Genomic DNA, 23,300 nt, shown 5'->3' on the forward strand with positions numbered 1-23,300 from the left:
CTGAGGGGCTGACGGTCCAAGAGGGGGCCATACGAGGCTGACCGTCGCCTGAGTGGCTGCTCTCGGTTCGCGGGGTGGTGTCTGGCTTCCTAGCGTGGCGTTGTCCGCTACGGAGGAGGCTGCCATGGCAGGGAGTGAGCCGCCTTCGGGTGGGCCGCCGGCGAATGGTCCTCGGTGGGGGAGTCGGGGCGACGACCATGCTCGTTCCGGGGGCTGGGCTTCTCCCGCGGTGCCGCAGCAGAAGAAACGGCGGGGGCGCGGCTGTCTCTGGGGCTGCGCGGGGGCCCTGGCCGCCGTGGTCGTCATCGTCGTCGTTGTGCTGGTGATCGAGCTGGGGGAAACGGTCAAGGACCCGAAGGATCCGCCGGCGAATCCGCCGTCGGCCGATGTGAAGGTCACGTCATGCACGGTCGATCCGGTAACTCGGTTCCCTTCGGCCGGGCTTGAGATCCACAACCGCAGCTCGAAGGCTTCGACGTACGGCGTAAGCGTCGAGTTCACTGCATCGAATGGGACGCGTCTGGCTGAGGGCGCGGCTCTGTCCTTGACAGTCGCGCCTGGCCAGAAGGTGAAGACCTCGGTTCTCGGCTTGGACCAGGTCACGCAAAAGGTGACGTGCAAGGTGACGAAGGTGAACCGGTTCGCGGGCTGACGAGTACGCCTGCGCGTCTGTGATGCCTCCACTGCGGTTCGCTGTCTCCATGTACTAGATTCCGCAGTTCCCTCTTGTGCGAAGGCTAGGAAGGGCACACTGGTCTCGGGCGCTGAGGGGCAGCGGACCATGGGGGCTAGGTTGAACACGGAGATCGCAGACTTTGTGGCTCGGGCTAGGCCGTATCTCGAAGCCGCGCTAGAGGCGTACTCCACGCAGGCGTTGAGCCGAGATGAAGACTCGGCTGTAGACACGAAAGCGAATATTGGGCGGCGGCTGCTGCAGGAGGTACAGGATCTACGCGATCCGCAAGGGCGCGCGGAACTACAAATTGCAGTACGAGACGCCGTCGAAGAACCGGATGACGAAGACGCTGCTGGAGCTTTGCGCCAGCAGGTCAAGCGAGCGTTGCGTGAAGACGTGGAGTCGTTGCCGAGGCTCGCAGCGATGTTGCCACCTCCCTCAGGACACACGGTCGTCAGTGGACCCGTTGCTCGGGCGAGAACTATTTCTGAAGAGAACCTCATCAGTCGCAACAACCTCGCCAGCACTTATCAGGCCATCGGGAGCCCCGAACAAGCGATCCCTTTGCTGGAAGACGTAGTCGCCCAGTTCGAGCAAGTATGGGGCGGTGCTCATCCCGACGCTTTGACCAGCCGGAACAACCTTGCCGGCGCGTACTACGCCGCTGGTGACCTTGGTCGAGCAATCCCTCTCTACGAGTCAGTACTCGCTCAGCGTGAGCAGGTCATCGGTGATGACCATCCAGACACTCTGACCAGCCGGAACAACCTTGCCAGCGCGTACTACGCCGCTGGTGACCTCGGTCGAGCGATTCCTTTGTTGGAAGCTGTCCTGGCTCAGCGTGAGCAGGTGCTCGGTGATGACCATCCAGACACTCTGACCAGCCGGAACAACCTCGCCAGCGCCTATCGGGCCGCTGGTGACCTCGGTCGAGCGATTCCTTTGTTGGAAGCTGTCCTGGCTCAGCGTGAGCAGGTGCTCGGTGATGACCATCCAGACACTCTGAGCAGCCGGAACAACCTCGCCAGCGCCTATCGGGCCGCTGGTGACCTCGGTCGAGCGATTCCTTTGTTGGAAGCTGTCCTGGCTCAGCGTGAGTACGTGCTCGGTGATGACCATCCAGACACTCTGACCAGCCGGAACAACCTCGCCAGCGCCTATCAGGCCGCTGGTGACCTCGGTCGAGCGATCCCTTTGTTGGAAGCTGTGCTGGCCCAGCGTGAGCAGGTCATCGGTGATGACCATCCTGGCACTCTGACCAGCCGGAACAACCTTGCCAGCGCGTACTACGCCGCTGGTGACCTCGGTCGAGCGATCCCTTTGTTGGAAGCTGTCCTGGCCCAGCGTGAGCAGGTCATCGGTGATGACCATCCAGACACTCTGACCAGCCGGAACAACCTCGCCAGCGCCTATCAGGCCGCTGGTGACCTCGGTCGAGCGATTCCTTTGTTGGAAGCTGTCCTGGCTCAGCGTGAGCGGGTGCTCGGTGATGACCATCCTGGCACTCTGAGCAGCCGGAACAACCTTGCCAGCGCGTACTACGCCGCTGGTGACCTCGGTCGAGCGATCCCTTTGTTGGAAGCTGTCCTGGCTCAGCGTGAGCGGGTGCTCGGTGATGACCATCCAGACACTCTGAGCAGCCGGAACAACCTTGCCAGCGCGTACTACGCCGCTGGTGACCTCGGTCGAGCGATCCCTTTGTTGGAAGCTGTCCTAGCCCAGACTGAGCGGGTGCTCGGTGATGACCATCCTGGCGCTCTGACCAGCCGGAACAACCTCGCCAGCGCCCATCAGGCGCTAAACAGTATGTCAACACGAAATCACTCGCAGGAGTACGAAAATGGCGAGTGATTCCAGGCGGGCGAGAATCGTAATTGTCGAGCTAAGTGAAAATGATAATACGAATATCTCGGAATTGATTAGAGATATTTCGTCTCAGGGTCCAATGAACGCTTTCGTGATTCGAGAGGTGAAGCACATGGGTGACACGTACAACGTTCCCGGGCAAGCGGGCAATGTGGGTCCCGATGGGCATGTGGAAGGGAATACTTTCCAGCAGCAAAATCGCACCCCCGAGACTCCCTTCGACCTTCCAGCACTGACTGCCCAGCTAGAGACTCTTCGATCAGCGATGAAGCAGGAGGCGAAAACTGCGGAACATGACATGTCGATCGGCGCAGTTGCGCAAGCGGAAGTTACAGCTTCAAACGGCGACACGCCGGGTACGTTGGCTCATTTGAAATCTGCAGGAGAATGGGCGCTCAAGATGGCGCGTGTCATCGGAGTCGAAGTCGCCGCTCTGGCCATCGCGCATTCGCTTGCAGGTGGGTGAAGGTGCCTAGTCGTCAGCGCGATCGAGGTTTATGACGCGCTACGTTGCTGCCCCAGCCGCATATCGCGGTAGTGAAATACACACGGTCCCTGGAAATTCTATGGGAAAGTAGATTGCATGACCACAAATACTGCAGAATTGATGGCGCGATTCGCGCCGTATCTCGCGGCAGCAGTGGGCGTATACGGGGAACGAGCACTTGAACAAGTCGGCGATGTGAGCGTAGACGCGATGTCGAACGCTGGGCGGAAGATGCTGGTAACCGCGTGGCGCCGACAAGGGCTGGAAGGTCGTAGAGCGCTCGAATTGGCCGTTCGCGACGCGGCTGACGAACCTGATGATGCTGACGCAGCGAGCGCATTGCGGCAGCAGATGAAACGGATACTTAGAGAAGATCCAGAACTGAGTAGGGAACTCACCAGTCTCTTGGCTGATGCAGGGGGAAACGTGACAGTAACAGTGTCGGGCGAGCGATCGATTGCCGCACGGAATATCGGAGTTGCTATCACCGGGGACAACGTCACCATTCGACCGTGAGGGTTGCATGAGAACGGGTGCTGGGCGATAGTCCGCCCGACACTCCGGCCGGCCGAAGCTCGCCCACGCTCTTCGCGCGCCCGGGCTGTACTGGTTGTCTCCTTTTGGCGACGGTGTTCCGGTTGGACACGATCCGGGGGTACCGCGAGGAGTGCACGCTGAGGGGCAAGGCGTGGGCATGTGGAACAGGGCCCTTGCCAGAGGCGGAACGTGTACGTGATGGCGTCGAGTGAACAGTGGACCCTGGCATGGTGGGCAACTGGCGCCGCCATCCCTGGGCCATTGGCTCGCTCTGCCTATGAGTGGTGAGAACGTTCCTGGCTGTGGCGGGTACAGGCTGAGGGTTCGCTGTGTACACCCTCGTAGGGACAGGGGTGTCCTGCCCAAACGGCGTCGCTCTCGCCGAGGCCTGAGCGCTACGCCTTCAACCCGGCGCAGCCGCGAACGGTGTCCACGACAGTCTGAGGTGTACCACCCGAAAGCCGAGGGATGAGCGACGACCCTGAGCGTTCTTTAGACGCTGATGGAGAATGAGTTACCGGAAGGATCTCTGATCAGCTTGTCTTGAGGGGTTAGGTGAAGAACAACTTTGTCACTCAGAGCCTCGTCGAATACCGCTGGAGCATCGTTGTCGACAGCGATGATCTGTAGATCATCTGCGTATTCCTCTGCCACATTGAGAAGCAATCGATACATGTCTTGGATTCGTTCTGCATCGAATCCTTTTCTCCCCGCATTGGCAGACAGGCCATCCAATACTAAGAGTCCAGGAAGTGGAATCCCCCTGTCGATAGAGACAGTGTGGTGCGCTAGTGAGTGCGCAACATTGACTAGCGTCTTGAGCCCCTGGCTTGATAGCTCATTGAATGTCCTTCCTGAGATCTCAGGAAGGTAGGTCTCCCTGTTGATTTTTACGGAGAGGCTGTCCCCGAATAGTGGAATGTTGAGTCTCTCCAGGTACTCTTTGATTCGAACTTCGAGGGCGACGATGTTGCCTTCCGCTACCGAGGTCGAAAAGTCGCGACGTTCGATAGCCTCCTCAATCTCTTCTCGCTTCTCTTCCAGTTCTTGCCTAGATTTTCCTGTCTCGTGAAACCTATCCAGCACGGATCGGTAGTCTTCCATCTTGGACTTCTCGGCTAGCAAGTAAGACTTGCGAGCGGCTAGTTCCTGCAACTCGGACGCGCTGTCAGAAACAAAAGAATTTGTCGTGGCATTGAGTTGCTCAGCCAAGAAGGTTTCCGCATGCCGTTTTTCCGTCAAGCCTTCCGCGATTTCTTCCAGGGCCTTCTTGCGAGACGCGATAATAGCCTCCGTTTCTTGAATCTGCCCGACGATACGATCTTGCTCGGTCATAAACGCGTCTCTACTTGCCGTCGGCTGAGGGGGCTGGAGGCACAAGTAACAGTGTTCGGAATCCGAGCGAACGGGGGAGACGTCGCTTCCGCATCGTGGGCAGACAACGAAGTCGAAGTCTACGAGCCATTCATCGGAAACAACGGCCCGTGTCAGTCGCGCGAATTGACTCTTCAATTGCCCTAGAAGATCTTCTAGATCTTGAAGCTGTCCCTGGTTTCGCCGAAACTCGTCGGCCAGTATTGCCAATTCTGTGCGTACCGTCAAGAGTTTTCTTCGTAGCCTCTCTACGTCATGAAGGAGGATCACTTCTTCAGCTTTTTCTCGTCCACCCAAATCCACGGCGCTAAGGTCGCGGTCAATTTCACTTACACGAGCTTCCAAGGCGTCTTGATTTGCGAATGGGGTGCCACTCAGAAACTTATGTTGAAATTCCTCTTCGTGTTCGAGTGCAGCGATTTGGGAATTGATTAGATTCAGGTCCGCGGCTAGCTTGGCAAGGATCGAATCGTACAAACCATAGGCAAGCTCAAAGATCCACTTGCGTTTCTGATTCCTGAATGGGTGAAGATGCCCAAAGACCTGCGAATCAATTTCGTCGCCTGTGACGATGCAGTAGCCGAGCCAGTCGGTCATCGTCACACTCGTCAGGTTGCCGGCTGGCTTTGATTTCGCCTGGGGGACGGAGACGGCAGGAATGCTTGTCTGATCCTGGATGAAGCGCCCAAACGATGTGTTCGCACCAGAGGCCGGCAGTCGGATGGCGATGCCTTCTTCGTCAGCTGGAGGATCAGACTCGACGACGTCAACGGGTGCGGTTCTTGTCGTAACTAGAGGGCGATTGACGATCCAGACCTTTTCTCCAGTCTTGATGACGGCTTTGAGTGAAGAAACGATGCCTGTTTCAGCCGGAAGGTCGTCAGGGACCGTGCCGAGCAAAGCTCTGAGGAGTCGAACGAACGTCGTCTTTCCTGTGGTGATTGTTCCATGAACGAAGTTCAGGCCTGGTTGCATAGTGACTGACCGATTGCCACCGACCAAGTCGATACCCAGAACCATCAATCGGTGGTTCGTTCGGCTCGTAGGAGCTGATTCGTCTTGTGTCATGTCAGTTCCTCATGCCAGGTTGAGTCTGCAACTTCGGGAAGGGAGTACAAATACTCCTTCAACGTCGATCCTGACTTATCCAAATTACGACGCAGGATTTTGACTCTATTAACGATTATTTGAAAGCTCTCGTCACTCCCAATCTTTGTTGAAAGGTCCGCCCCCAATGGAGTGGTGGAGTATCCGAGCCCAGAGGAACCAGGCAGCGGCTCAACTCTTACAAGACCCCTGCCAATGAGTGACCCAAGGATCGCGTAGTACGAAGGGTCCCAGGGGCCATACCGATACCTCATCATTCGAGCATCTAGAGGCGCCTCGTTTTCATCCAATGCATCCATGTTTGACGTGTTGACGTTGAGTGAAGATAGAACCCGACTGAGGTGACGTGGATACCGGAGCAGGAAATCTAGTTTTGCTAGCTTTACGCGGCCCTCCAAAGATCGGGTTCCGGTCCTTGTCCGACTGAAGCCATCAATCAACAAGAGTAGTCTGGCTTCTGCTTCTGGAGACGATCGGAACCTGAACTTGTTGATTGCGTGAGTGCTTCTTCCTTGTTCTCTCATGCCGCTCTCCAAGGGAAGTGGCATTCATCCGAAAGATGACAAAGAAACCCGTAGACTTGAAATCCGTCTCGGCCAAAAAGGTCACCAGAGTCGAGCTGCGCCATTTCGCTTGGCCGACTCAAGAGTTCCGCTGAGATCACGTCTGCAGGACGCGCGGCAGCGGCAGGGTTGGAAGCGGCATTCAAATGCACTTTGTGTGCGCAAGCTCGCGCTACGGTAAGGACTCTTTGCTGTAGATTGGAAAAATCATGCTCTGTGTTCGTGCGGCTCGCAACAACCATAAGTCGCTGAATGTCGGAGCCCGCTCGAAACTCCTGAGCCTGCCTGATTACACTTTCAGAGGCGCCTGCCCTCCGCATCTTGAGCTCAAGCATTGATGTGGCTTCACCCCGTGAAATCCGAGCAAGTAGATCATCGTCAGTGTCGTCGGCTAGCGGTGGTGTCAGTCTGGAGAGTTGATCCGTTTCCAGAAGATGTACTCCAAGCCCTGCGAGAGCCTGAGCATCGGATAGTCCATCCTTTTCCTGATTGAACTTCCGATTCAGGATTCGATGCACTTCCCCAATCGTGCTCTCTCCCGCTTGAGCGGCTGAGGCGGTGTCTAGAAGTCTAACGTAGACGTCTATCAGTTCTGAATGCGTATGAGCGGGCCATAATGCTGACATCTCATAAAGGATCACTGCGTCAATGTGCGCCCTCGTGGGCTGCTGGACCCGAATTACCAGCCTTTGAAGGAAGTCGTCGAGTTGTGCTCGTGGCACACCACGAGCAACAATCTTCTTTCGGATTTCGGCTGATGCGTTTCGAGGATCCTTGAAGAAGTCCACAGTTGCTTTGACATCGGACATTGGACCTTCGAGCCAGAGTTCAAAGGAGGACACGCCATGGAGGCCCAGCTTTCGCGCAGCCGTATATGTGCGAGCGAGTGAATCTATGCCATGGCCTTTGTCGCAGACGAGGCTAGCGCTCCATGAGCCCTTGTCGCGTGTCTTAAGTTGCGCGAAACGAACTCTCTTGGGGTGCACAATAGTAATGTCTTCGGTGCGCTCGCAGATAACGGCGATCGGGCCGTCATTTCTCCTCATGCATGTGAGCCAGTGCCTGACAGCTTGCTTTGCTTGCCAGCGGTAACGCGCGAACGTAGCACTGCCAGTTTCCTCGCTGTCCATTTGCGCAAGTGCGGCAAGAAGTCCGTCTCGCCCGTCGTCGATCGACTCCTCAAGATCCACACATCCCCCAGCTCTTGATATTGTTTGCGCAATTATTGAGTTTTGTCCACCTTTTCAGGCACCCTCCGTAAATGATGCTAGCGACTTGAGTTACGAAGCGCAGTAGGTTGGCTGTCTTTTCGAGATCGGTGTCCTGTCGCGAGGTTGACCCTCCAACCGCCAGTTGACCCAACCCGCGTGTGGTCGTGAGCCTCGAACGGCTGTTGCCCTGGAGGACACATCGTTTTGGGCCCAATGGGACTAACCTTCCCCTTCGCCGCCGTCGAGTGGTCTGCCTGGCGTGGGGTTTCTTCAGGGATGGGTCGTCCTTGCTACGGCTGTTATTCGTAGTGGACGCCAGGTCGTGGTCTCGCCGTTGTGTGTATGGGCTCGGTACGGTCGTGGTGTGTCCGGTGCGCGCTGGGTTGGTCACCTGTCGGCGTGCTCCGGTTGATCGCGCGCGACTAGGGGAGCTGGTACGGGCATGGCGATTGACGCTGCTCGATCGGAAGTGGGGTTCACATCGGTGGGGGCGACGCAGGTGATGGTCGCAGCGTGCCAGGCTGCGGGCCTCGACGACAGAGATGCGGAGTTGATCCGCCTTGGAGAGAACGCGTTGTTCCGGCTGGCCTCGATACCGGTGATCGTGCGTGTAGCGCGCGGGGAGGAGTGGCTGCCGACGGCGCGGAACGAAGTGGCTGTCTCGCGGTGGCTGACGAGTGAGGGGTTCCGCGCGGCTCGCGTCGTTGAGGACTTGGAGCAGCCGTTCTTGATCGACGGTCATCCGGTGACCTTCTGGCATCTGATAGTCGAGGGCGACCGGAAGGCAACATACGGGGAACTGGGTGCCGTCCTACGGGATCTGCACTCCTTGTCGCTCCCAGATGGTCTTGAGCTGCCGTCGTTCGACCCCTTCGACAAGCAAGACCTGCGGCTCAACCGTGCCGTGATCCCGCAGGATGACAAGATCTTCCTGCGGAAGCGGTGGCGGGAGCTGCGCGACAAGTACGCCGAGTTGCGGTTCGAGACCCCCAAGGGTCCAGTGCACGGTGATGCTCACGTGCAGAACCTCATGGTCGACGATCAAGGGAAAGTGATCCTGATCGACTTCGAAGCCTTCTGCTTCGATCACCCGGAGTGGGACCTGATGGTCACGGCCACGGAACATCACAGCCTCGGGTGGCAGACCGATGAGCAGTACGCCGACTTCGTGGCCGCGTACGGGCGGGATCTGTACGACTGGCACGGGTACGAGACGCTGCGTGGACTGCAAGAGTTCGGCATGACGACGTGGCTCATGCAGAACGTGCAGGAGGACGAGCGGACGGCGGCCGAGTACCGCCGGCGTATTGCTGGGCTGCGGAACGACGATGGGCCCCGAGATTGGTGCCCCTGGTGAGCGGCCCGGGCGTAGTCGTTCCCGTGGACAGTCGGCTGCCTCCCCTTGGCTGGCCGGTGCTTGAGTCCTGGGAAGCGGAGCACTCTGTCGTGCTTCCCGAGCCGTATCGCACGTTCATGGCGGAGGTCGCCAACGGGACACGAGCTGAGCGGCCCGACGCTCGCGGACTGCTGCCGCTGGGAGAGATCCCGGCAACCTGGACCGGCTGGGAGTCCGAGAACTGGATGAGCCCAGAACCGTTCAACGCCTCGGCTCCGCGCGACCCGTCCATGCCCTTCCCGCTGAATGAGGAGTGGCAATGGGAGTACGACTACGACGGCCAGGCCGGGCACTCGTCTCTCTTGCATGCCCTGTACCTGCATGGCTCGGTTCTGCTGGGGTGCGAGGACGGTGAGTTTTGGGTGCTGGTCGTAACCGGACCACAGCGTGGGCGCGTCTGGTGGCTGGGGGATGGGTGTGCGACGCCTTACGCCGACGGGACCACTGACTGGGAAGCGCGCAGCGCGTTCGCGAGCTGGATGCGTGAGTGGCACGACTGGGCTGGGCACCAGTGAGTTGAGGGAGGCTACTCGTCGTCCAGTCGGGCGAGTGCGTCCTGTACCTGGTCGTTGAAAGCGGCCACGGTGGGGTTGGTCGAGTGGGCGCTGACCTCGGTCTGGAAGTCGGTGACGTAGCGCTGGAAGCGGGCGGATTGGAGGGAGTCGCCGCCGTCGACTGCGAGGCTGGCGGTGGTGACGGCGGCTTCCAACTCGCCGTTCAGTAGTTGGCTTTGGGCGAGCACCATGCGGCAGAACCCCAGGGTTCGGGCGTACTTCGGGTCGGTGTCGTTGACGGCGCGCTGGGCGTGCTCGACGGACTCGCGGCGCATCTTGAGGTCGCGGAAGCAGTGGCACAACTCGCCCATGAGTTCCGCGGAGTCGAAGTAGCTGAGCCATGCCGGGTCTTCGGCGGTGTCGGCGCGCTCGAAGTAGCGTTCTGCTTCGTTCATGGCTCGGCCGGCACCGATTGGGTCACCTGCGTTGGACAGGGCGCGGGCTTCCATCGCCGAGTTCAACGCCATGGCTCGGGGGGTGGCCCGGCCCTTCGCGCCCTCGACGGCGGCGCGGGCGAGCTGGGCGGATTGGGCGTGGTTGCCGAGGTAATTGGCCTGGTGGCTGAGGTTGCCGAGGATGCGGGCGCCGAACATCCGGTCGTCGATCACCTGAGATAGGCGCAGGGTGGATGTCAGGTATCGGTGGGCGAGCGGGTGGTTTCCGGAGTCGTACGCGGTCCACGCGAGCAACTGGGAGATCTCGGCGGCGGCGCCGAAGAGCGCTGTGCCGACCCGCTCGCTGTAGCTCGCGCTCAGCAGCGGGAGGACCTCGTGCCGGAAGTAGTGCCGCAAGGCCTTGTGGCCGTGGCCTCCGCCGAACTTGAAGTCGAGCTGCATGAACATGTCGGCGGCTGCTCGGATGGCCTTGACGTCCCGCATTCCCACGCGTTGGGAAGCGGGTCTGCCGGCCTGGACACCGTCGGGGCGGGCCACCATCCATGACAGGACTGCGGAGCTGAGATCGGTGTCCGCGATGACCAGCGGTCCGCCCGATGGGGTGTCGGCTCGCTCCTCGGCGAGTCCGTCCAGCATCGACAGCACATCGGGCACGGTGCCCGGGTAGCCAACTGGCTGCGGTGTGGGCTGCTGGAGCTGGCGGAAAAACCCGAGATCGCTGGGCGTGATGCGACGGTTCAGCTTGGCGCCGAGCACATCGGCCATGATCGCTGCTGTCTGGGGCTGGATGCCGGCGCCGTCTCGCCAACGCTGCACGGCGACGTGCGTCGTGCCGAGACTCGTGCCGCGGCGTGCGGCGGCATCCTGCATGCGTTTCGCGAGGCCCTTGTTCGAGACCTTCGCCTCGTCCATGGCGGCGATTAAGTGCGCGTTCGGCTCTCGGCTCATGCTCCCCTGCCAGCCCGAGAATGACAGCGAGTATTCATCGTGGCACAGCGCAGTGACATTGGGGGGTTCATCGGCGAACCCCCTTTGCCTTTGCCGGTGTTCACGTGAACCCCCTGGTGAACGCTCCCGGCTGGGCGGCTCGCGCCGTTCACTGTTCGGCACGGAGCGACGGGCTACGGAGCCTGTCGACAGTCGGGAACGGACGCCATGAATGCTCAACCGAGCAAACACAGAGCGAACACCCTTGGGACGGTCTCGTCGCGTGAAGCGGCGCAAGATCCCTCGACTGGCCACTTCCGGGCGATGACGCTCTTCGACGAGTCCACGAGCACCGTGTGCGCCGCGCGCAACATGGTCGGCGGCTGCCTCCAGGACTGGGGACTTGGCCACATGGTCGATGATGCCCGGCTCGTCGTCTCGGAGCTGGTCGGCAACGTTGTGCACCACGCGGTGCCGGACGACTGCCTGACGCGGCCTGGTGCCGCACGGCGGATCGACGTGTTGGTGAAGGCGTGGCCCGGATGGCTGTTCATCGGCGTCGCGGATGAGGATTCGACTCCGCCTGATCTTCCGGCGGGTGAGTTCGTCTCGCCGGAACTGGTGGGCGACTTCTCCGAGGCGCTGTTGCCGGACCGGGGGCGCGGGCTGCTGATCATTCAGCGGCTGGCCGATGCGGTGTGGTGGTCGCCGAGGGAGCAGGGCGGCAAGACCGTGTGGTGCCGCTTCGACCTCGACGGTACGACGTAGAGATCTTCGGGCCGTCGTCTCCTGTTGGCTCCCACGCGATCGGGAGTGGACGGCGGCCCGGACACCGGCCGGAGTCTGACCCCTCCGGCCGTAAGGGGCGCGGCTCCTCGGTGATCCCGGGAGCTCCCCTCCCGAAGTGAGGGGCCGCGCTTCACAACCTCATACCGAGACCGGACCACCCCCGCGCCTGGACAGCAACTGGGGTGGTCCGGCAGGGGACAGCGGTCCCCGGTGCCTGATGGTACCGGGGCCGTTGCGCTGCGCATCTGCCCTGCACCAAAAGAGAGTTGACGATCCGTTACCGAGATCAGGGCAGAGGTGGGCAAGGTGACTGGCGCGGGTGAGGACTGGCTGAGCGATGGTCTCGACGTCGCGGGTGCGGACTGTGGTCTGTGGGTGCCCGGCGTCGACTACATGACGGGCTGGCGCGAGGCGCGGGAGGCTGCCGACCGGTTGAACCGGGCGTTGCTCGGTGCCGGGTTCGAGTTGTCGGAGGTACGGGCCGTCGCCTCAACGGATGAAAGCGGGCGCGGGGTCGTGCGCCTGGCGGGCTGGCCGGACGCTGCGGAACGGCTCGCCGGCCTCCTGGCGGCGGTCGCGGACGGCGACGGCGGTGCGGCATGAGGCGCCCCTTCGCTGGTGAGTGGCGCGCGTGGGCACGTCGCCGGCCGCAGAGACTTTGGGCGGTAGCTGCCATGGGGCGAGTGAACAGGGGGCCCTACGCTCGCCAGCGGATCGGGCAGTCCTTGGAGCTGCCCGCAATAGCCCGATGGGCCCCCTGTTCTTCGAGGCTCGCCCCATGGGAGCTGCCTAAAGTCTCGGAGGCCGTCGACCCCCAGCCCCGTGGGCCCCGGCCCGAGTCGTCCGGTCGACGACTCCCGTCCTCTGGCGTACTGCGGTGCGGGCAGTCGGGTGACCGGACGGGACCGGCGGCCACGCCGCACGCCCGGCCGGGGCGGCCGGGCTGCCCGGCGCGCCGCAGGCGCGCCCTTGAGGAAGTGCAGAGGATTTCGACCGATTGCCGTTGTCGATCATGTGCGGGTGCGTCGCGCGGGCTGTTTGTCGGCGGTGATTCGGTAGGCGAGTTCGGCTCGGTCCGCCCCGACGCGGAGTTCTTCGAGGATCAAGGGGCGGTCGTGGGTGCCGTGCGTGACGCGGGCCAGGTGCAGGATCGGTGTCGCGTCCGGGAGTTGGAGTGCGGTCCGCTCGTCCGGGAGCGGCATATGGGCGCGGACCGTCTCGGACCACCACAGCTTGTGTCCGGCCTGGGTGAGGATCCAGTAGGCGGAGGCTGGGCGGCGGTCCGGGTCCTCGGCGAGCATCGGGATGCCCTCGGCCACCTCGAACGGGATCAGTGTGCGGTGCATGGCTCGGGTGCCGGTGGCGGGGTCGATGAGCAGCCGGTCGCAGCCGAAGAGGGCTTCCTCCTCGTCGAGTTTGAGCAGCGGGCCGGTGGCCTTCGTGGTGTGCGAGCGGTACGGGGTGGGCTCCTCGGCCTCGTCCCAGACGGCGCCGTTGGGCATCACGAACTTTCCGTCCGGCGTGCGGCTGATGCGGCGTTCGAGGGTGACGGAGGGCTGGCCGTCGGAGCGTACGAAGCTGCCCTTGCCGTGCCTCACCTCGATCAGCCCTTCGGCACGCAGGGCGGCGACGGCGTTGCGGACGGTGGGACGGGACACCTTGTAGCGCTCGATGAGCTGGGCCTCGGAGGGCAGCGGGGCGCCGGGCTCGAACTCGCCCTTGAGGATCGCTTCCCGGATCGCGGCGGCCACCTGCTGGTAGAGCGCTCCGGGGCGCTGGATCTCCGTCATCTCGGCACCTTCGGGTTGAAGTCGTAGGCACGTCGCACGCGCGACATCACTCGTCAGCATAAGTAGTTGCATCCTCGCCGTACAGAGCCACATAGTCGTAACTCGTAATGACAAGTGACGTCTGAATATGTCGGACGTCCTGACTGGCCTAGGAGGCCAAGTAATGCAGTCCATACCCGTGGACACGGCACGACTGGGCGTACTGCGGTGCGCCATCACACCGGAAGCAAAGATCAGCAACTTCGAGACACAGGAGGTCAAGAAGGACCGCGACGGCAACACGATCTACACCGTCGCCGTCATGGTGCGCCAGGACGGACGGCGTATCTCCGTCATCGAGATCGCCGTGGCCGGTGAGCCGAAGGGCATCGAGGAAGGACAGATCCTCAAGGTCACCGGACTGACCGCGTTCGCCTGGGCCATGGGCGACCGGCACGGAATCAGCTTCCGCGCCGACGCCATCACCCCCGTACACAGCACACCCGCGCCCGGACCGGCTAAGGCCGGGGGTGCGTGATGGGTCCGACCGCGCTCGCCTTCACTCTCGCCGCACTCGCGTGGGTACTCGTCCTCGGTGACCTGCTGCGCCGGCACCGTCCGGCCTGGCACTGGTACCTCGCTGGCTACCCGCTGACCGCGTGCCGGGTGCTGTTCACCTGGCGCAAGGTCGCCATGCTCAACGACCTTTCCGTATCGCGGCGTCCGCCCCGCGGGCTCCTCGGGGACCTGGTCGTCAAGGGCGATCCCCTGCGGCCGGTCACTCCCCGGATCTCGTTCCCGCGCGCTACCCGCCTGGGGCTGACGGCGACCGTGCGCCTGCACGCGGGCCAGACCCCGGCGACGTACCTCAAGGCGGCGGATGCGCTCGTGCACGCCTGGAGGGTGCACGCGGTGCGGGTCACTTCGCCGGAACGCGGCCTCGTGCTCCTGACCGCAACCGCCAATGACCCGCTGGCACGGCCCGGCTTAGCCTCGGCGCCCGCCGCGCTCCTGTCCGCGCTCATCGGCGTACTGGAGAGCGGCGGCGCCTGGGTCATGGATCTGCGGCTCGTGCCGCACTGGCTCATCGCCGGGGCCACCCGGTCCGGCAAGTCCACCCTGCTCGCCCGGCTCATCACCGAACTCGCTCCACAACCCGTCGCCCTGGTCGGCATCGACTGCAAGGGCGGCATGGAACTCGGCCTCTTCGCCCGGCGATTGAGCGCGCTCACGACCTGCCGGCGCGAGGCGGTCGCAGTGCTTTCCGCGCTCGTCGTCGACATGCAAGAGCGTATGCGCGTCTGCCGAGATGCGGGCGTGCGCTCCATCTGGGAACTGCCCGAGAAGCTGCGGCCGGTGCCGGTCGTCGTGATCGTCGACGAACTCGCGGAGCTGTACCTCTCCGACGGCCGTCGTGAGAGCAAGGCAGAGGCGGAACAGTGCTCCACGCTCCTGCTGCGCATAGCCCAGCTCGGTGCCGCACTTGGCATCCATCTGGTCGTTGCCGGACAACGCGTCGGCTCCGACCTCGGACCTGGCGTCACCGCGCTGCGGGCCCAACTCGGCGGCCGGATCTGCCATCGGGTCAACGACCCCGGCACGGCGGAAATGACGCTCGGTGATCTCAACAAGGACGCGGTTGTTGTTGCTCAGTCGATTACGGCGGAGGAACAGGGGGTGGCTGTCTGCACCGGGCCTGACGGTGGCTGGAGCCGCGCCCGCTCGCACCTCACATCGGCCGAAGAGGCTTCGGGAACGGCCAGGAAGTACGCGGCGATGACCCCCGAACTGCCCGCCATAGACCGAGCTCTCGCGGTGCTCGAAGGAGGCTCCCAGTGATCAGCGCAGGTACCGCCGTGTCCCTCGTCGTGGTCTTCGGGATCATCACCTTCCTCCTCGTGCGCTCCCGGGACGTACGCGCCTGGGAAGCCGTCTGCATCGCCCTCTTCGGCATGTACCTCGGCCAGACCCCGGTCAGCCTCACCATCAACGGCTTCATGACCTGGGTCCTGAGCGGCTTCTCCCACTTCTAAGCAGGAAGGAACGCCATGTCCATGCGCCGCGTGAGATGCCCCCACTGCAAGGGCGACGGGGCTCGGAAGACCTGGACCGGACGGCTTCGCCGCTGCCGCGTCTGCCGGGGCACCGGAACCATCCGCTGACCCTCCACCCACCACATCCGTCAGGAGTGATCCCCATGACCGATAGCGCGCCACCAACCATCACCCGTGCCGCTTCGGCGGCCCACCCTGGAAGGTCACCACCATCACACCCGAGTCCACCTCGGCTGACAGGCGCGCTGTCCTCGACCGCGCGGCGCGCCTGCGTCAGCTCCCCGAAGCAGACCGCGACGCGATACGCATCGCCCAAGACCCCAAGTTCGCACGCTGGTTGGAACAGATCACGGCAACGGGCGGCTGCGCGCACCCCGTGCACCTGTCCGGCTCGACGACAACGCACGACCCAACGACCGGCGAGATCGTGCACCACTACGACACCCGCACCGAACCCGGCGAACGCCTCCTCATCCGCTGCCGCAACAGACGCGCAACCGTCTGCGCACCCTGCTCCCGACTCCACGCCGGAGACACCTTCCACCTCATCCGCGCGGGCCTCCTCGGCGGCAAGAACGTCCCCGCCACAGTCCGCGACCGCCCCCGGCTCTTCATCACCCTCACCGCACCGTCCTTCGGGCCGGTACACCGCGTCGGGGAGCGCTGCCGCCCCCGTCGTGAACGCAGCGAATGCGGTCATGGCCGCCTCCTTGGCTGCGGTGCCGTCCATGACGCAAACGATCCGCTCGTTGGCCAACCCCTCTGTGCCGACTGCTACGACTACCCGGCCCACGTCCTCTGGCACGCACACGCGGGCAAACTCTGGGACCGCTTCGTCATCGGTGTCCGCCGCCAACTCGCCTCAGCCGTAGGCTTCACGCAGTCCCGCTTCTCCTCACACGCGCGGCTCTCCTTCGCCCGCATCGCGGAGTACCAGAAGCGGGCGGCCGTCCACATCCACGCCGTCGTACGCTTCGACGGCCCGGCCGGACCGAACGACGAACCCCCGGTCTGGGGCACCGCGGCCCGGCTCGCCGATGCCGTACTCGCGTCCGCCCGGCGGGTCCTGGTCCGCACTCCGTACAGTCCCGCCGTCGGCGAACTCTCCCTGCGCTGGGGTGCCCAGGTCGATGTCCGTCCCCTGCGCGCCGACGGCCCCGGCCCGGATGACGACGCCGTGGCCGCATACGTCGCCAAGTACGTCACCAAGGGAGCGAGCGAGACCGGCGCCGGCACCGACCACAGGCTCACGACCTGGGACGACATCGACGCATCGCCGGTATCCGACCATGCACGGAACCTCATGCGAACGTGCTGGCGCCTCGGCGGCTTACCCGCGTACGAACCCCTGCACCTCCGAGCCTGGGCCCACACCCTCGGCTATCGCGGCCACATCCTCACCAAGTCCCGGGCCTACTCGACGACATACGCAGCCCTACGCGCCGAACGTGCACGCCACGTCGGCCATGCCGACATCCCCGGCACGGTCACCGATGCGTATTGGCGCTATGCCGGGTCCGGCCACACCCCGGGCGCTGCCCTGATCGCTGCTGGGGTCGCCGAAGACCTCGAACAGTCCCGGCAGCTTCTCACCGCGGTGCGTGATGAGGGGGAGTGGAGCCAATAGCCGCTGCATCTCAGCGTGAGCCTCTGCTTCCGTGCGAGACCCGCTCACCTCGCGGCCCGGCCACCGAAGCACAGAGCATGATCGAGAGCGAGATCGTGATTGTGGACGATGACGGCAATGAGCAACCGTTCGATCCTGAGACATGGTTCGAGTGAGGCGACGGACACTCCTAGATGTGCTGTCTCGGCACGTTGGTTACGGAGAACTCCTTCCCCGCCACGTGATTCCTTCTAGCCTCGGACCATGGATTGGTTGATGGCGGCGATGGTGGGAGCGGCCGGAGGCGCCTCCATGGAGGCCATCGACGTCATAAAGTCCATCAAGTGGCACCGTCAGATGCCATGGAACGTCCAGTCGGACACGATCGATCCGCCCCAGCGCAGAACTGACATCCGGCCTGGCGAGGAGCACCTGCCCGCACCCGGTTGGAAGGCGTATTGCGTCGCCGGGGTACTGCGGCTGCTCGTCAGCGCAGCCCTGACTGGTGTCGTGGCAGCCACCTATCCGCAAAGCACGAATCCGCTGACGACGTTTCTCATCGGGTTGGGCGCGCTGTCGGCTGTCCAGCAGATCACCACACTGGTGCCCTTGATGGTTAAGAGCGCGGGGCGGGCTGCTCTTGGCGGAGTAGTGGGAGAGGCGCAGCAGCAACCGCAGGTTCTTCAAGAAAACGGGCTGCAGTCTGGCCCTGGGCAGTCGCATGGTGCTCTGCCAGGGCCCCAGACGGGCAGCCCTTCAGCAGGGAATCCACAATCAGGCACGGGCGTTGCCGCACAGCAGGATCCGACTGGCGGAGGAGGCGCGGCGTGACGATTGCTGCCGAGTCCTTCGTGGGCTGCGTCCTGGCTGTGTTTTCACGTCGTTCTCCCGGCTTCCGGCCTCCCCTGAAGACTTCCGCCCTGCTGTTCGCGGCGAATGATCCTGCTACGTCTCGTCCCGCCCCAGTTCTCGATGTTCCTCGCTCCAGTGAGACCTCCCAAGCCGATCCAACCCAAGATGGCCTGACAGGGCCGAGGCTGGCTGACGTGACAGCTCGCTGGAAGGCCGTGTCTCCTCAATGGCGGCTCTGGCGTCGCGGCCACCTTCTAAAGGTTGCAGATTTCCTGGACACCGCCGCCAAAGACCTCAATTTTCACCCGGACCTCGCCCCCGACCTCGTCCGCGACCGCGACCTCACCCTCGACCGCGCCCTCGGCCTCGCCCGCCGCGCTGGCGGCATCCGCGCCCGCGCCAGCACCCGCACTCTCGTCCGCGAACTCGTCCGCGCCCGCGCTCTTGCCCTCGCCCTCGACCGCGCCCTCGACCGCGCCCTCGACCCCGGCCTCGACCTCAACCGGGCCCTCGACCTCGACCGCGCCCTCGACCTCGTCCGCGCCATCGACACCGCCATCGACCTCGCCAGCGACGGCCTCGGCCGCCACCTCGACCGCGACTTCGCCGTCACCCGCGCGGTCAACCTGGCCCGCACTCGCGCCCGCGACCTCATCCGTGACCTCAAGCTCATCCGTGACCTCGACCGCGACTTCGACCGGGCTCTCGCCCTTGCCCGCGAGTTCGACCACGCCCTCGACCCTGCCCTCGACCCCGCTCTCACCCACGCCCGAGCCCGCGCCCGCGTCCTTGACCCCGGCCTAGCGCGCGACTTCATCGAAGCCCGTAGCAATCTGACCGACGCGGCAAATAACTTCGTTGGTGCCGACCTCACCACCGTGAACCCTGCTGCGGTCAACCTCACAGGGATCCGCTGGGACCGCGACACACAGTGGCCCACCCCTGAGTGGACAGCTCGCATCCACAGAGCATCCGTGGAGGATCCTCCTGGCTCCGGTGTCTTCATCGTCCAATCCGAAGAGGGCCACAACTTCGTCGATCACGGTTCCCTGGCACCAATCTCATGAGATGGCACACCTAGAGGGCACTCGCGAAGTCGTCCTCTCGGATCACGAGCCGCTCGCGTACGTCCTTCGGGATCAGCAGGCGGAGGTGAACCTTCGGGGCTCGTACCTTCGGCACCTTCGTGCGGGTGACCTCGCATCGGATGCCGACTCGGTACAGGTCTGCGGACATGGCTTCCATGCCGCCCTCCTGCCAGTGCTCACGGAAGGTCTTGCCACCGTGGACGTTGACCCATCGATCGTGAGCCGTCTCGGGGTCGATGGCTTCGAGCTCCCCGATGAGCTTGTCGAGCGTCGTCTCCGCCTGCTCCTTCGTGAACCGGGTCTTCGTGTACCGGCCCCCGGGTTCGAGCTCCTTCATATATAGGGTGATGGACTCTTGAAGGCGCTTGATCTCCCGCCGTACCTCGGCACCCTCGGCGTACTGGCGAACCTGTACGGGGAAGTCCCCGAGGACCTTGAGCACGTCCTCTACGAGACGTTCGTAGACCTGGTTGGGGTGGGGCGCGCTGAGCCCGCCGCTCTTGCAGTTGCGGCACCGTAGGTAGTGGTAGGTCCCATAGCTGTTGTTCGTGATCTGCACGGTCATGTTCGTCTTGCAGTCGGCGCACAGCAGGACGCCGAGGAACTGGGTCGCTCCGCCGACACGGCGTGGAGGCTGGTTCTTCTTGCGCTTGTCGAGAGCGGCGCCGAGGGTCTCGAACTCCTCCTCGGTGAAGATAGGGGGAGCGACCTTGATCGGCCTGCCGTCCTTGCCGAGGATCGGCTTCGAGCGTCGTTGCCCTCCCTGCTTGTCCTCTTCTACTCGGTAGCCGAGGAGTGCGGGGTTGCGGAGCCGGCGGTGGAGCGTGGCCACGGTGAGGCCCTGGCTCATCAGGCCGGACCGCTTCAGGCAGCGCACCATGTACCGGGCGGAGCGTCCTCGAAGCGCCATGCGCCGAGCCCAGTGCAGTGCCTTGCGCGCCTCGGGCTCGATGACGAGAACGAGCTTCCCCGAGTCGTCTTCATCGGTGACGTAGCCGTACGTCGGCTTGCCGATGATCCAGTCTTCCTGGCTCTTCGCGTAGTCCCACAGGCTCATGACTCGCGTGGAGGTGTTGGCAGCCTCGATCTCGGCGATACCGCCGATGATCGTGACCATGATCTTCCCGGCTGTCGTCGTGAGGTCGAGACTGTCGTTCTTCGAGACCAGGTTCTTCCCGCGCTTCAGGCTCCACTCGATCATCGTTGAGAGGTCGGAGAGGCGACGCACGAAGCGGTCGAGCTTCCAGAAGACGAGCTCATCGAACTCGGGGGAGCGGTTGTTCAGCCAGTCCCCGAGTTCCTTCCTCTTCCATGGCGGAACCTTCGTCGCCGACACGTTGAGATCCGAGGCGACGCCGACGACTCGGCAACCTCGCTCCCTGGCCAGGATGCGGAGGTCGAGCTCCTGACGCACCGGTGATGTCGTGTCGTCTGTCAGTACAGACAGACGGATGGATAACAGAGCCCGAGGAGCGTCCTGGGGGAGAAGTGCGTCGGCTTGCTGCAACTCCTCTAACAAGGCAAGGTCGGCCTTGGTCCACTCGGCTTCCACGTTGTACGTCGCTCGCTCTGCCGCGAGCCGTCGTTGTCCTCGTTTCGCCATGCGGACCAGCGTGGCCTGGTTTTGGGGCTTTTTCCATAGGCCCCGCCATGGACACGACGATTCAGATCGGCCCGACGGGCAAGAAGCTGCTGCCGCTGACGGTCAACCAGCCTGCGGTCAGCGGGCACACGCACTGAGGATCGCCCCGGCCGGGCACTCGGGGCCGGTGGGGCCAAGGAGGGCTGACCATGCTTGCGTCCTGGTACGAGCGACAGGGTCCCGCTGTCGAGGTGCTTCGGGTCGGTGAACTGCCCGACCCGGAGCCCGGTCCCGGCGAGGTCCGCGTCCAGGTGACCGTGTCGGGTGTCAATCCCGGCGACACCAAGAAACGGCGCGGCTGGCTCGGCTCGGCCATGCCCTATCCCCGGGTGATCCCGCACAGTGACGCGGCCGGTGTCATCGACGCGGTGGGCGACGGTGTCGACGCACGCCGGGTCGGTCGGCGGGTGTGGGTGTACGGCGCCCAGTCCTACCGGCCCTTCGGTACCGCTGCCCAGTACACCGTCGTACCCGAGGATCTGGCGGTGCCGCTGCCCGAGCACCTGAGCGACGAACTCGGGGCGAGCCTGGGCATTCCCGGGATCACCGCCCACCGGACCGTGTTCGCCGACGGCCCGGTCGACGGCAGGCTCGTGCTGGTGCACGGCGTGCTCGGCGGCGTCGGCTCACTGGCCGCCCAGCTCGCCCGCTGGGGTGGGGCCACCGTCCTCGCCACGGTGCGACGCGGCGAGGACCTGGACCGCGTCGACCCCGCCGTGGTGTCCCACGCCGTCGCCCTCGACCAGGACGACCCGGCCGGGGCGATCCGCGCGTATGCACCGCGGGGCGTCGACCGCATCGTCGAGGTGGCCCTGTCGGACAACGCCGACCTGGACGCCGCGGTGGTCGCGAACGACGCGGTCATCGCCGCCTACGCCACCCGCACCGACCGCCCCGAACTCCCCTTCTGGCCCCTGCTGTTCGCCAACGTCACCCTCCGCATGCTCGGCAGCGACGACTTCCCCGCCGGGGCCAGGCGCCAGGCCGCCCGCGATCTCACCGCCGCGGCCGCCGTCGGAGCCCTCACCGTCGACATCGGCCACCGCTGCCCGCTCGACGAGATCGCCAAGGCCCACGACCGGGTCGACGCCGGCGGCCGGGGGCGCGTGCTGGTCACCGTCCCCCGGTAACAGCGTTATCGGATCCGGACCGGACGGGGCGCATCCATGCGGTGGGCTGATGCGTCTACGTCGGTATGGATCTGGAGAAAACGCCCGCCGAGCGACCCGTACCCCAGGCGCAGGCCGAGGGGTGCCTCGCGGTCGCGATCCGCATCCCGGTGCGGATCGTGGTGCTCGTACTGGTCGTGCCGGTGCGGATGGTGTGGGACGCGCTGGTCGTCGGTGGCCGGTTTCTGCGGGACTACGCGCTGCGGCCGGTGGGGCGGGCGCTGGCGTTGCTGGCGTGGGCGGTGTTCGTCTGGCCGCTGGTGACGGTGTGGCGGTACGTCGTCGTGCCGGCCGGGAAGGCGGTCGGGTGGCTCGGGCACGTGCTGGTCGTAGTGCCGCTGGTGTGGCTCTACCGGACCGTGCTGACGCCGATCGGGCATGCGCTCGCCTGGCTGGCCCGGGGTGTCGGGGCCGGGATCGCCTGGGTGTTCCGGGGGATCGGGGCCGGGGCCGGCTGGGTGTACGCGCGGGTGCTCACGCCCGTCGGGCATGCGATCGCCTGGCTGGGGAAGGGCGCGGGGATGGTGCTCGCGGCTGTCGGGACCGGGGTGTACACCGCCGTCGCGTGGCTGGTGAGGTATCTGTTCGTCGTGCCGGGTGTGTGGCTGTACGAGTGGGTCCTCGCGCCCGTCGGGAGGGGCATCGCCTGGACCGTGCGGGGGCTCGTGTGGCTCGTACGGATGATCTTCACCGGGATCGGTGTCGCGCTCTACTGGACGTTGCGTGTGCTGCTGGTGCTGCCCGCGCTCGCCGTGTGGCGGTGGGTGCTCGCGCCGATCGGGCGTGTGCTCGTCGTCATAGGGCGGGAGGTCGGTGAGGCGCTCGGGCACGCCTGGCGCGTCGCCGGGTACATCTCGCTCGCCGTCGGGCGGTTCCTCGGGCGACTCTTCCGGTGGATCTTCGTGGAGCCGGTGCGGTGGGTGTACCTGAGCGTGCTGACGCCCGTCGGGCATGCCGTCCGGGACACGGTCCTGCGGCCCGCCGCCGAGGCCGCGCGCAGCGTGGGAAGGGCGACACGGCAGGCCCTCGCGACCGCCCGGGAGTCCGCCCGGCAGGCCCGCGCGGACTTCCGGCGGATGCTTTTCGGGGCGCCTGGGGAGCCCGAGCCGGTGCCGCTCGAGCCCTCGCCCATTCCTTCCGGAGCGTCCCGGAGGGAACCGGGAGCCGACGAGACACGTACTCTAGGTAGTAGTAGGACCGCTCTCACGAAGGACTGAACGACACTGGGCAAGCGACAG

21 protein-coding genes are annotated in these 23,300 nt (G+C 64.2%); 16 read left to right on the plus strand and 5 right to left on the minus strand.

Annotated features, from left to right (window positions below; all coding sequences use genetic code 11):
• Positions 1 to 229 precede the first annotated feature (229 nt).
• The 4 genes from OG246_RS16640 (at position 230) to OG246_RS16655 (ending at position 3,545) form a co-directional block, all read left to right on the plus strand.
• A complete protein-coding gene (locus OG246_RS16640; RefSeq protein WP_266462312.1) occupies positions 230 to 652 on the plus strand; it encodes a hypothetical protein in 423 nt (140 codons plus the stop codon).
• A gap of 447 nt (positions 653 to 1,099) precedes the next feature.
• On the plus strand, positions 1,100 to 2,527 hold the full coding sequence (locus tag OG246_RS16645; protein ID WP_266464271.1) for a tetratricopeptide repeat protein: 1,428 nt from the start codon (positions 1,100 to 1,102) through the stop codon (positions 2,525 to 2,527).
• The gene (locus tag OG246_RS16650; RefSeq protein ID WP_266462316.1) at positions 2,517 to 3,008 is read left to right on the plus strand and encodes a hypothetical protein; all 492 of its coding nucleotides are present in this window, start codon (positions 2,517 to 2,519) and stop codon (positions 3,006 to 3,008) included. The genes OG246_RS16645 and OG246_RS16650 overlap by 11 nt, the downstream gene beginning before the upstream one ends.
• 117 nt (positions 3,009 to 3,125) lie before the next feature.
• The gene (locus OG246_RS16655) at positions 3,126 to 3,545 is read left to right on the plus strand and encodes a hypothetical protein (RefSeq protein WP_266462319.1); all 420 of its coding nucleotides are present in this window, start codon (positions 3,126 to 3,128) and stop codon (positions 3,543 to 3,545) included.
• A gap of 513 nt (positions 3,546 to 4,058) precedes the next feature.
• Here the strand turns inward: OG246_RS16655 and OG246_RS16660 are convergent.
• Both OG246_RS16660 and OG246_RS16665 read right to left on the minus strand, forming a co-directional pair.
• Positions 4,059 to 6,008: a hypothetical protein gene (locus OG246_RS16660; RefSeq protein WP_266462322.1), complete on the minus strand. Its 1,950-nt coding sequence runs from the start codon at positions 6,006 to 6,008 to the stop codon at positions 4,059 to 4,061.
• 559 nt (positions 6,009 to 6,567) lie between these two features.
• Positions 6,568 to 7,800: a dsDNA nuclease domain-containing protein gene (locus OG246_RS16665; RefSeq protein ID WP_266462324.1), complete on the minus strand. Its 1,233-nt coding sequence runs from the start codon at positions 7,798 to 7,800 to the stop codon at positions 6,568 to 6,570.
• Positions 7,801 to 8,263: 463 nt separating this feature from the next.
• Here OG246_RS16665 and OG246_RS16670 point away from each other — a divergent pair, with 463 nt between their 5' ends.
• Entirely contained in the window at positions 8,264 to 9,178 is a 915-nt protein-coding gene (locus OG246_RS16670) for an aminoglycoside phosphotransferase family protein (protein ID WP_266462326.1), read from the plus strand.
• A gap of 89 nt (positions 9,179 to 9,267) precedes the next feature.
• Positions 9,268 to 9,732 (plus strand): SMI1/KNR4 family protein, encoded by a 465-nt coding sequence (locus OG246_RS16675; protein WP_266462329.1) that lies wholly within the window; start codon positions 9,268 to 9,270, stop codon positions 9,730 to 9,732.
• An 11-nt stretch (positions 9,733 to 9,743) separates the two neighbouring features.
• Here OG246_RS16675 and OG246_RS16680 read toward each other — a convergent pair whose 3' ends face one another.
• A complete protein-coding gene (locus OG246_RS16680) occupies positions 9,744 to 11,114 on the minus strand; it encodes a sporulation protein (RefSeq protein WP_266462331.1) in 1,371 nt (456 codons plus the stop codon).
• A gap of 303 nt (positions 11,115 to 11,417) precedes the next feature.
• Between OG246_RS16680 and OG246_RS16685 the strand changes: the two genes are divergently transcribed.
• The gene (locus OG246_RS16685; RefSeq protein ID WP_266462334.1) at positions 11,418 to 11,861 is read left to right on the plus strand and encodes an ATP-binding protein; all 444 of its coding nucleotides are present in this window, start codon (positions 11,418 to 11,420) and stop codon (positions 11,859 to 11,861) included.
• A gap of 327 nt (positions 11,862 to 12,188) precedes the next feature.
• Positions 12,189 to 12,485: a hypothetical protein gene (locus OG246_RS16690; protein ID WP_266462338.1), complete on the plus strand. Its 297-nt coding sequence runs from the start codon at positions 12,189 to 12,191 to the stop codon at positions 12,483 to 12,485.
• Positions 12,486 to 12,892: 407 nt separating this feature from the next.
• Here the strand turns inward: OG246_RS16690 and OG246_RS16695 are convergent, their stop codons facing one another.
• Positions 12,893 to 13,672, minus strand: a complete 780-nt coding sequence (locus OG246_RS16695; RefSeq protein WP_266462341.1) for a GntR family transcriptional regulator — start codon at positions 13,670 to 13,672, stop codon at positions 12,893 to 12,895.
• Positions 13,673 to 13,835: 163 nt separating this feature from the next.
• Here OG246_RS16695 and OG246_RS16700 point away from each other — a divergent pair, with 163 nt between their 5' ends.
• The 6 genes from OG246_RS16700 (at position 13,836) to OG246_RS16725 (ending at position 19,230) form a co-directional block, all read left to right on the plus strand.
• Positions 13,836 to 14,189, plus strand: coding sequence for a hypothetical protein (locus tag OG246_RS16700; RefSeq protein ID WP_266462344.1), 354 nt, complete (start codon positions 13,836 to 13,838; stop codon positions 14,187 to 14,189).
• Positions 14,189 to 15,490 carry an FtsK/SpoIIIE domain-containing protein gene (locus OG246_RS16705; RefSeq protein ID WP_266462348.1) on the plus strand — a complete coding sequence of 434 codons (1,302 nt, stop codon included), beginning with the start codon at positions 14,189 to 14,191 and terminating at the stop codon, positions 15,488 to 15,490. The genes OG246_RS16700 and OG246_RS16705 overlap by 1 nt, the downstream gene beginning before the upstream one ends.
• Entirely contained in the window at positions 15,487 to 15,684 is a 198-nt protein-coding gene (locus tag OG246_RS16710; RefSeq protein ID WP_266462350.1) for a hypothetical protein, read from the plus strand. Before OG246_RS16705 ends, OG246_RS16710 begins: the two co-directional genes overlap by 4 nt.
• A gap of 289 nt (positions 15,685 to 15,973) precedes the next feature.
• Positions 15,974 to 17,332, plus strand: coding sequence for a replication initiator (locus OG246_RS16715; RefSeq protein WP_323178320.1), 1,359 nt, complete (start codon positions 15,974 to 15,976; stop codon positions 17,330 to 17,332).
• Positions 17,333 to 17,575: 243 nt separating this feature from the next.
• Positions 17,576 to 18,142: a hypothetical protein gene (locus OG246_RS16720; RefSeq protein ID WP_266462357.1), complete on the plus strand. Its 567-nt coding sequence runs from the start codon at positions 17,576 to 17,578 to the stop codon at positions 18,140 to 18,142.
• Positions 18,143 to 18,357: 215 nt separating this feature from the next.
• Complete coding sequence (locus tag OG246_RS16725) at positions 18,358 to 19,230, plus strand: hypothetical protein (protein WP_266462361.1); 873 nt, start codon at positions 18,358 to 18,360, stop codon at positions 19,228 to 19,230.
• 10 nt (positions 19,231 to 19,240) lie between these two features.
• Here the strand turns inward: OG246_RS16725 and OG246_RS16730 are convergent, their stop codons facing one another.
• On the minus strand, positions 19,241 to 20,803 hold the full coding sequence (locus tag OG246_RS16730) for a recombinase family protein (RefSeq protein WP_266464274.1): 1,563 nt from the start codon (positions 20,801 to 20,803) through the stop codon (positions 19,241 to 19,243).
• A gap of 239 nt (positions 20,804 to 21,042) precedes the next feature.
• Between OG246_RS16730 and OG246_RS16735 the strand changes: the two genes are divergently transcribed.
• Entirely contained in the window at positions 21,043 to 22,023 is a 981-nt protein-coding gene (locus tag OG246_RS16735; protein ID WP_266462369.1) for an NADPH:quinone reductase, read from the plus strand.
• Between the two features lie 65 nt (positions 22,024 to 22,088).
• A complete protein-coding gene (locus tag OG246_RS16740) occupies positions 22,089 to 23,279 on the plus strand; it encodes a hypothetical protein (protein WP_266462372.1) in 1,191 nt (396 codons plus the stop codon).
• The last annotated feature ends 21 nt before the right edge of the window (positions 23,280 to 23,300 follow it).

Source organism: Streptomyces sp. NBC_00620 (genome assembly GCF_026341825.1).
Taxonomy (GTDB): Bacteria; Actinomycetota; Actinomycetes; order Streptomycetales; family Streptomycetaceae; genus Streptomyces.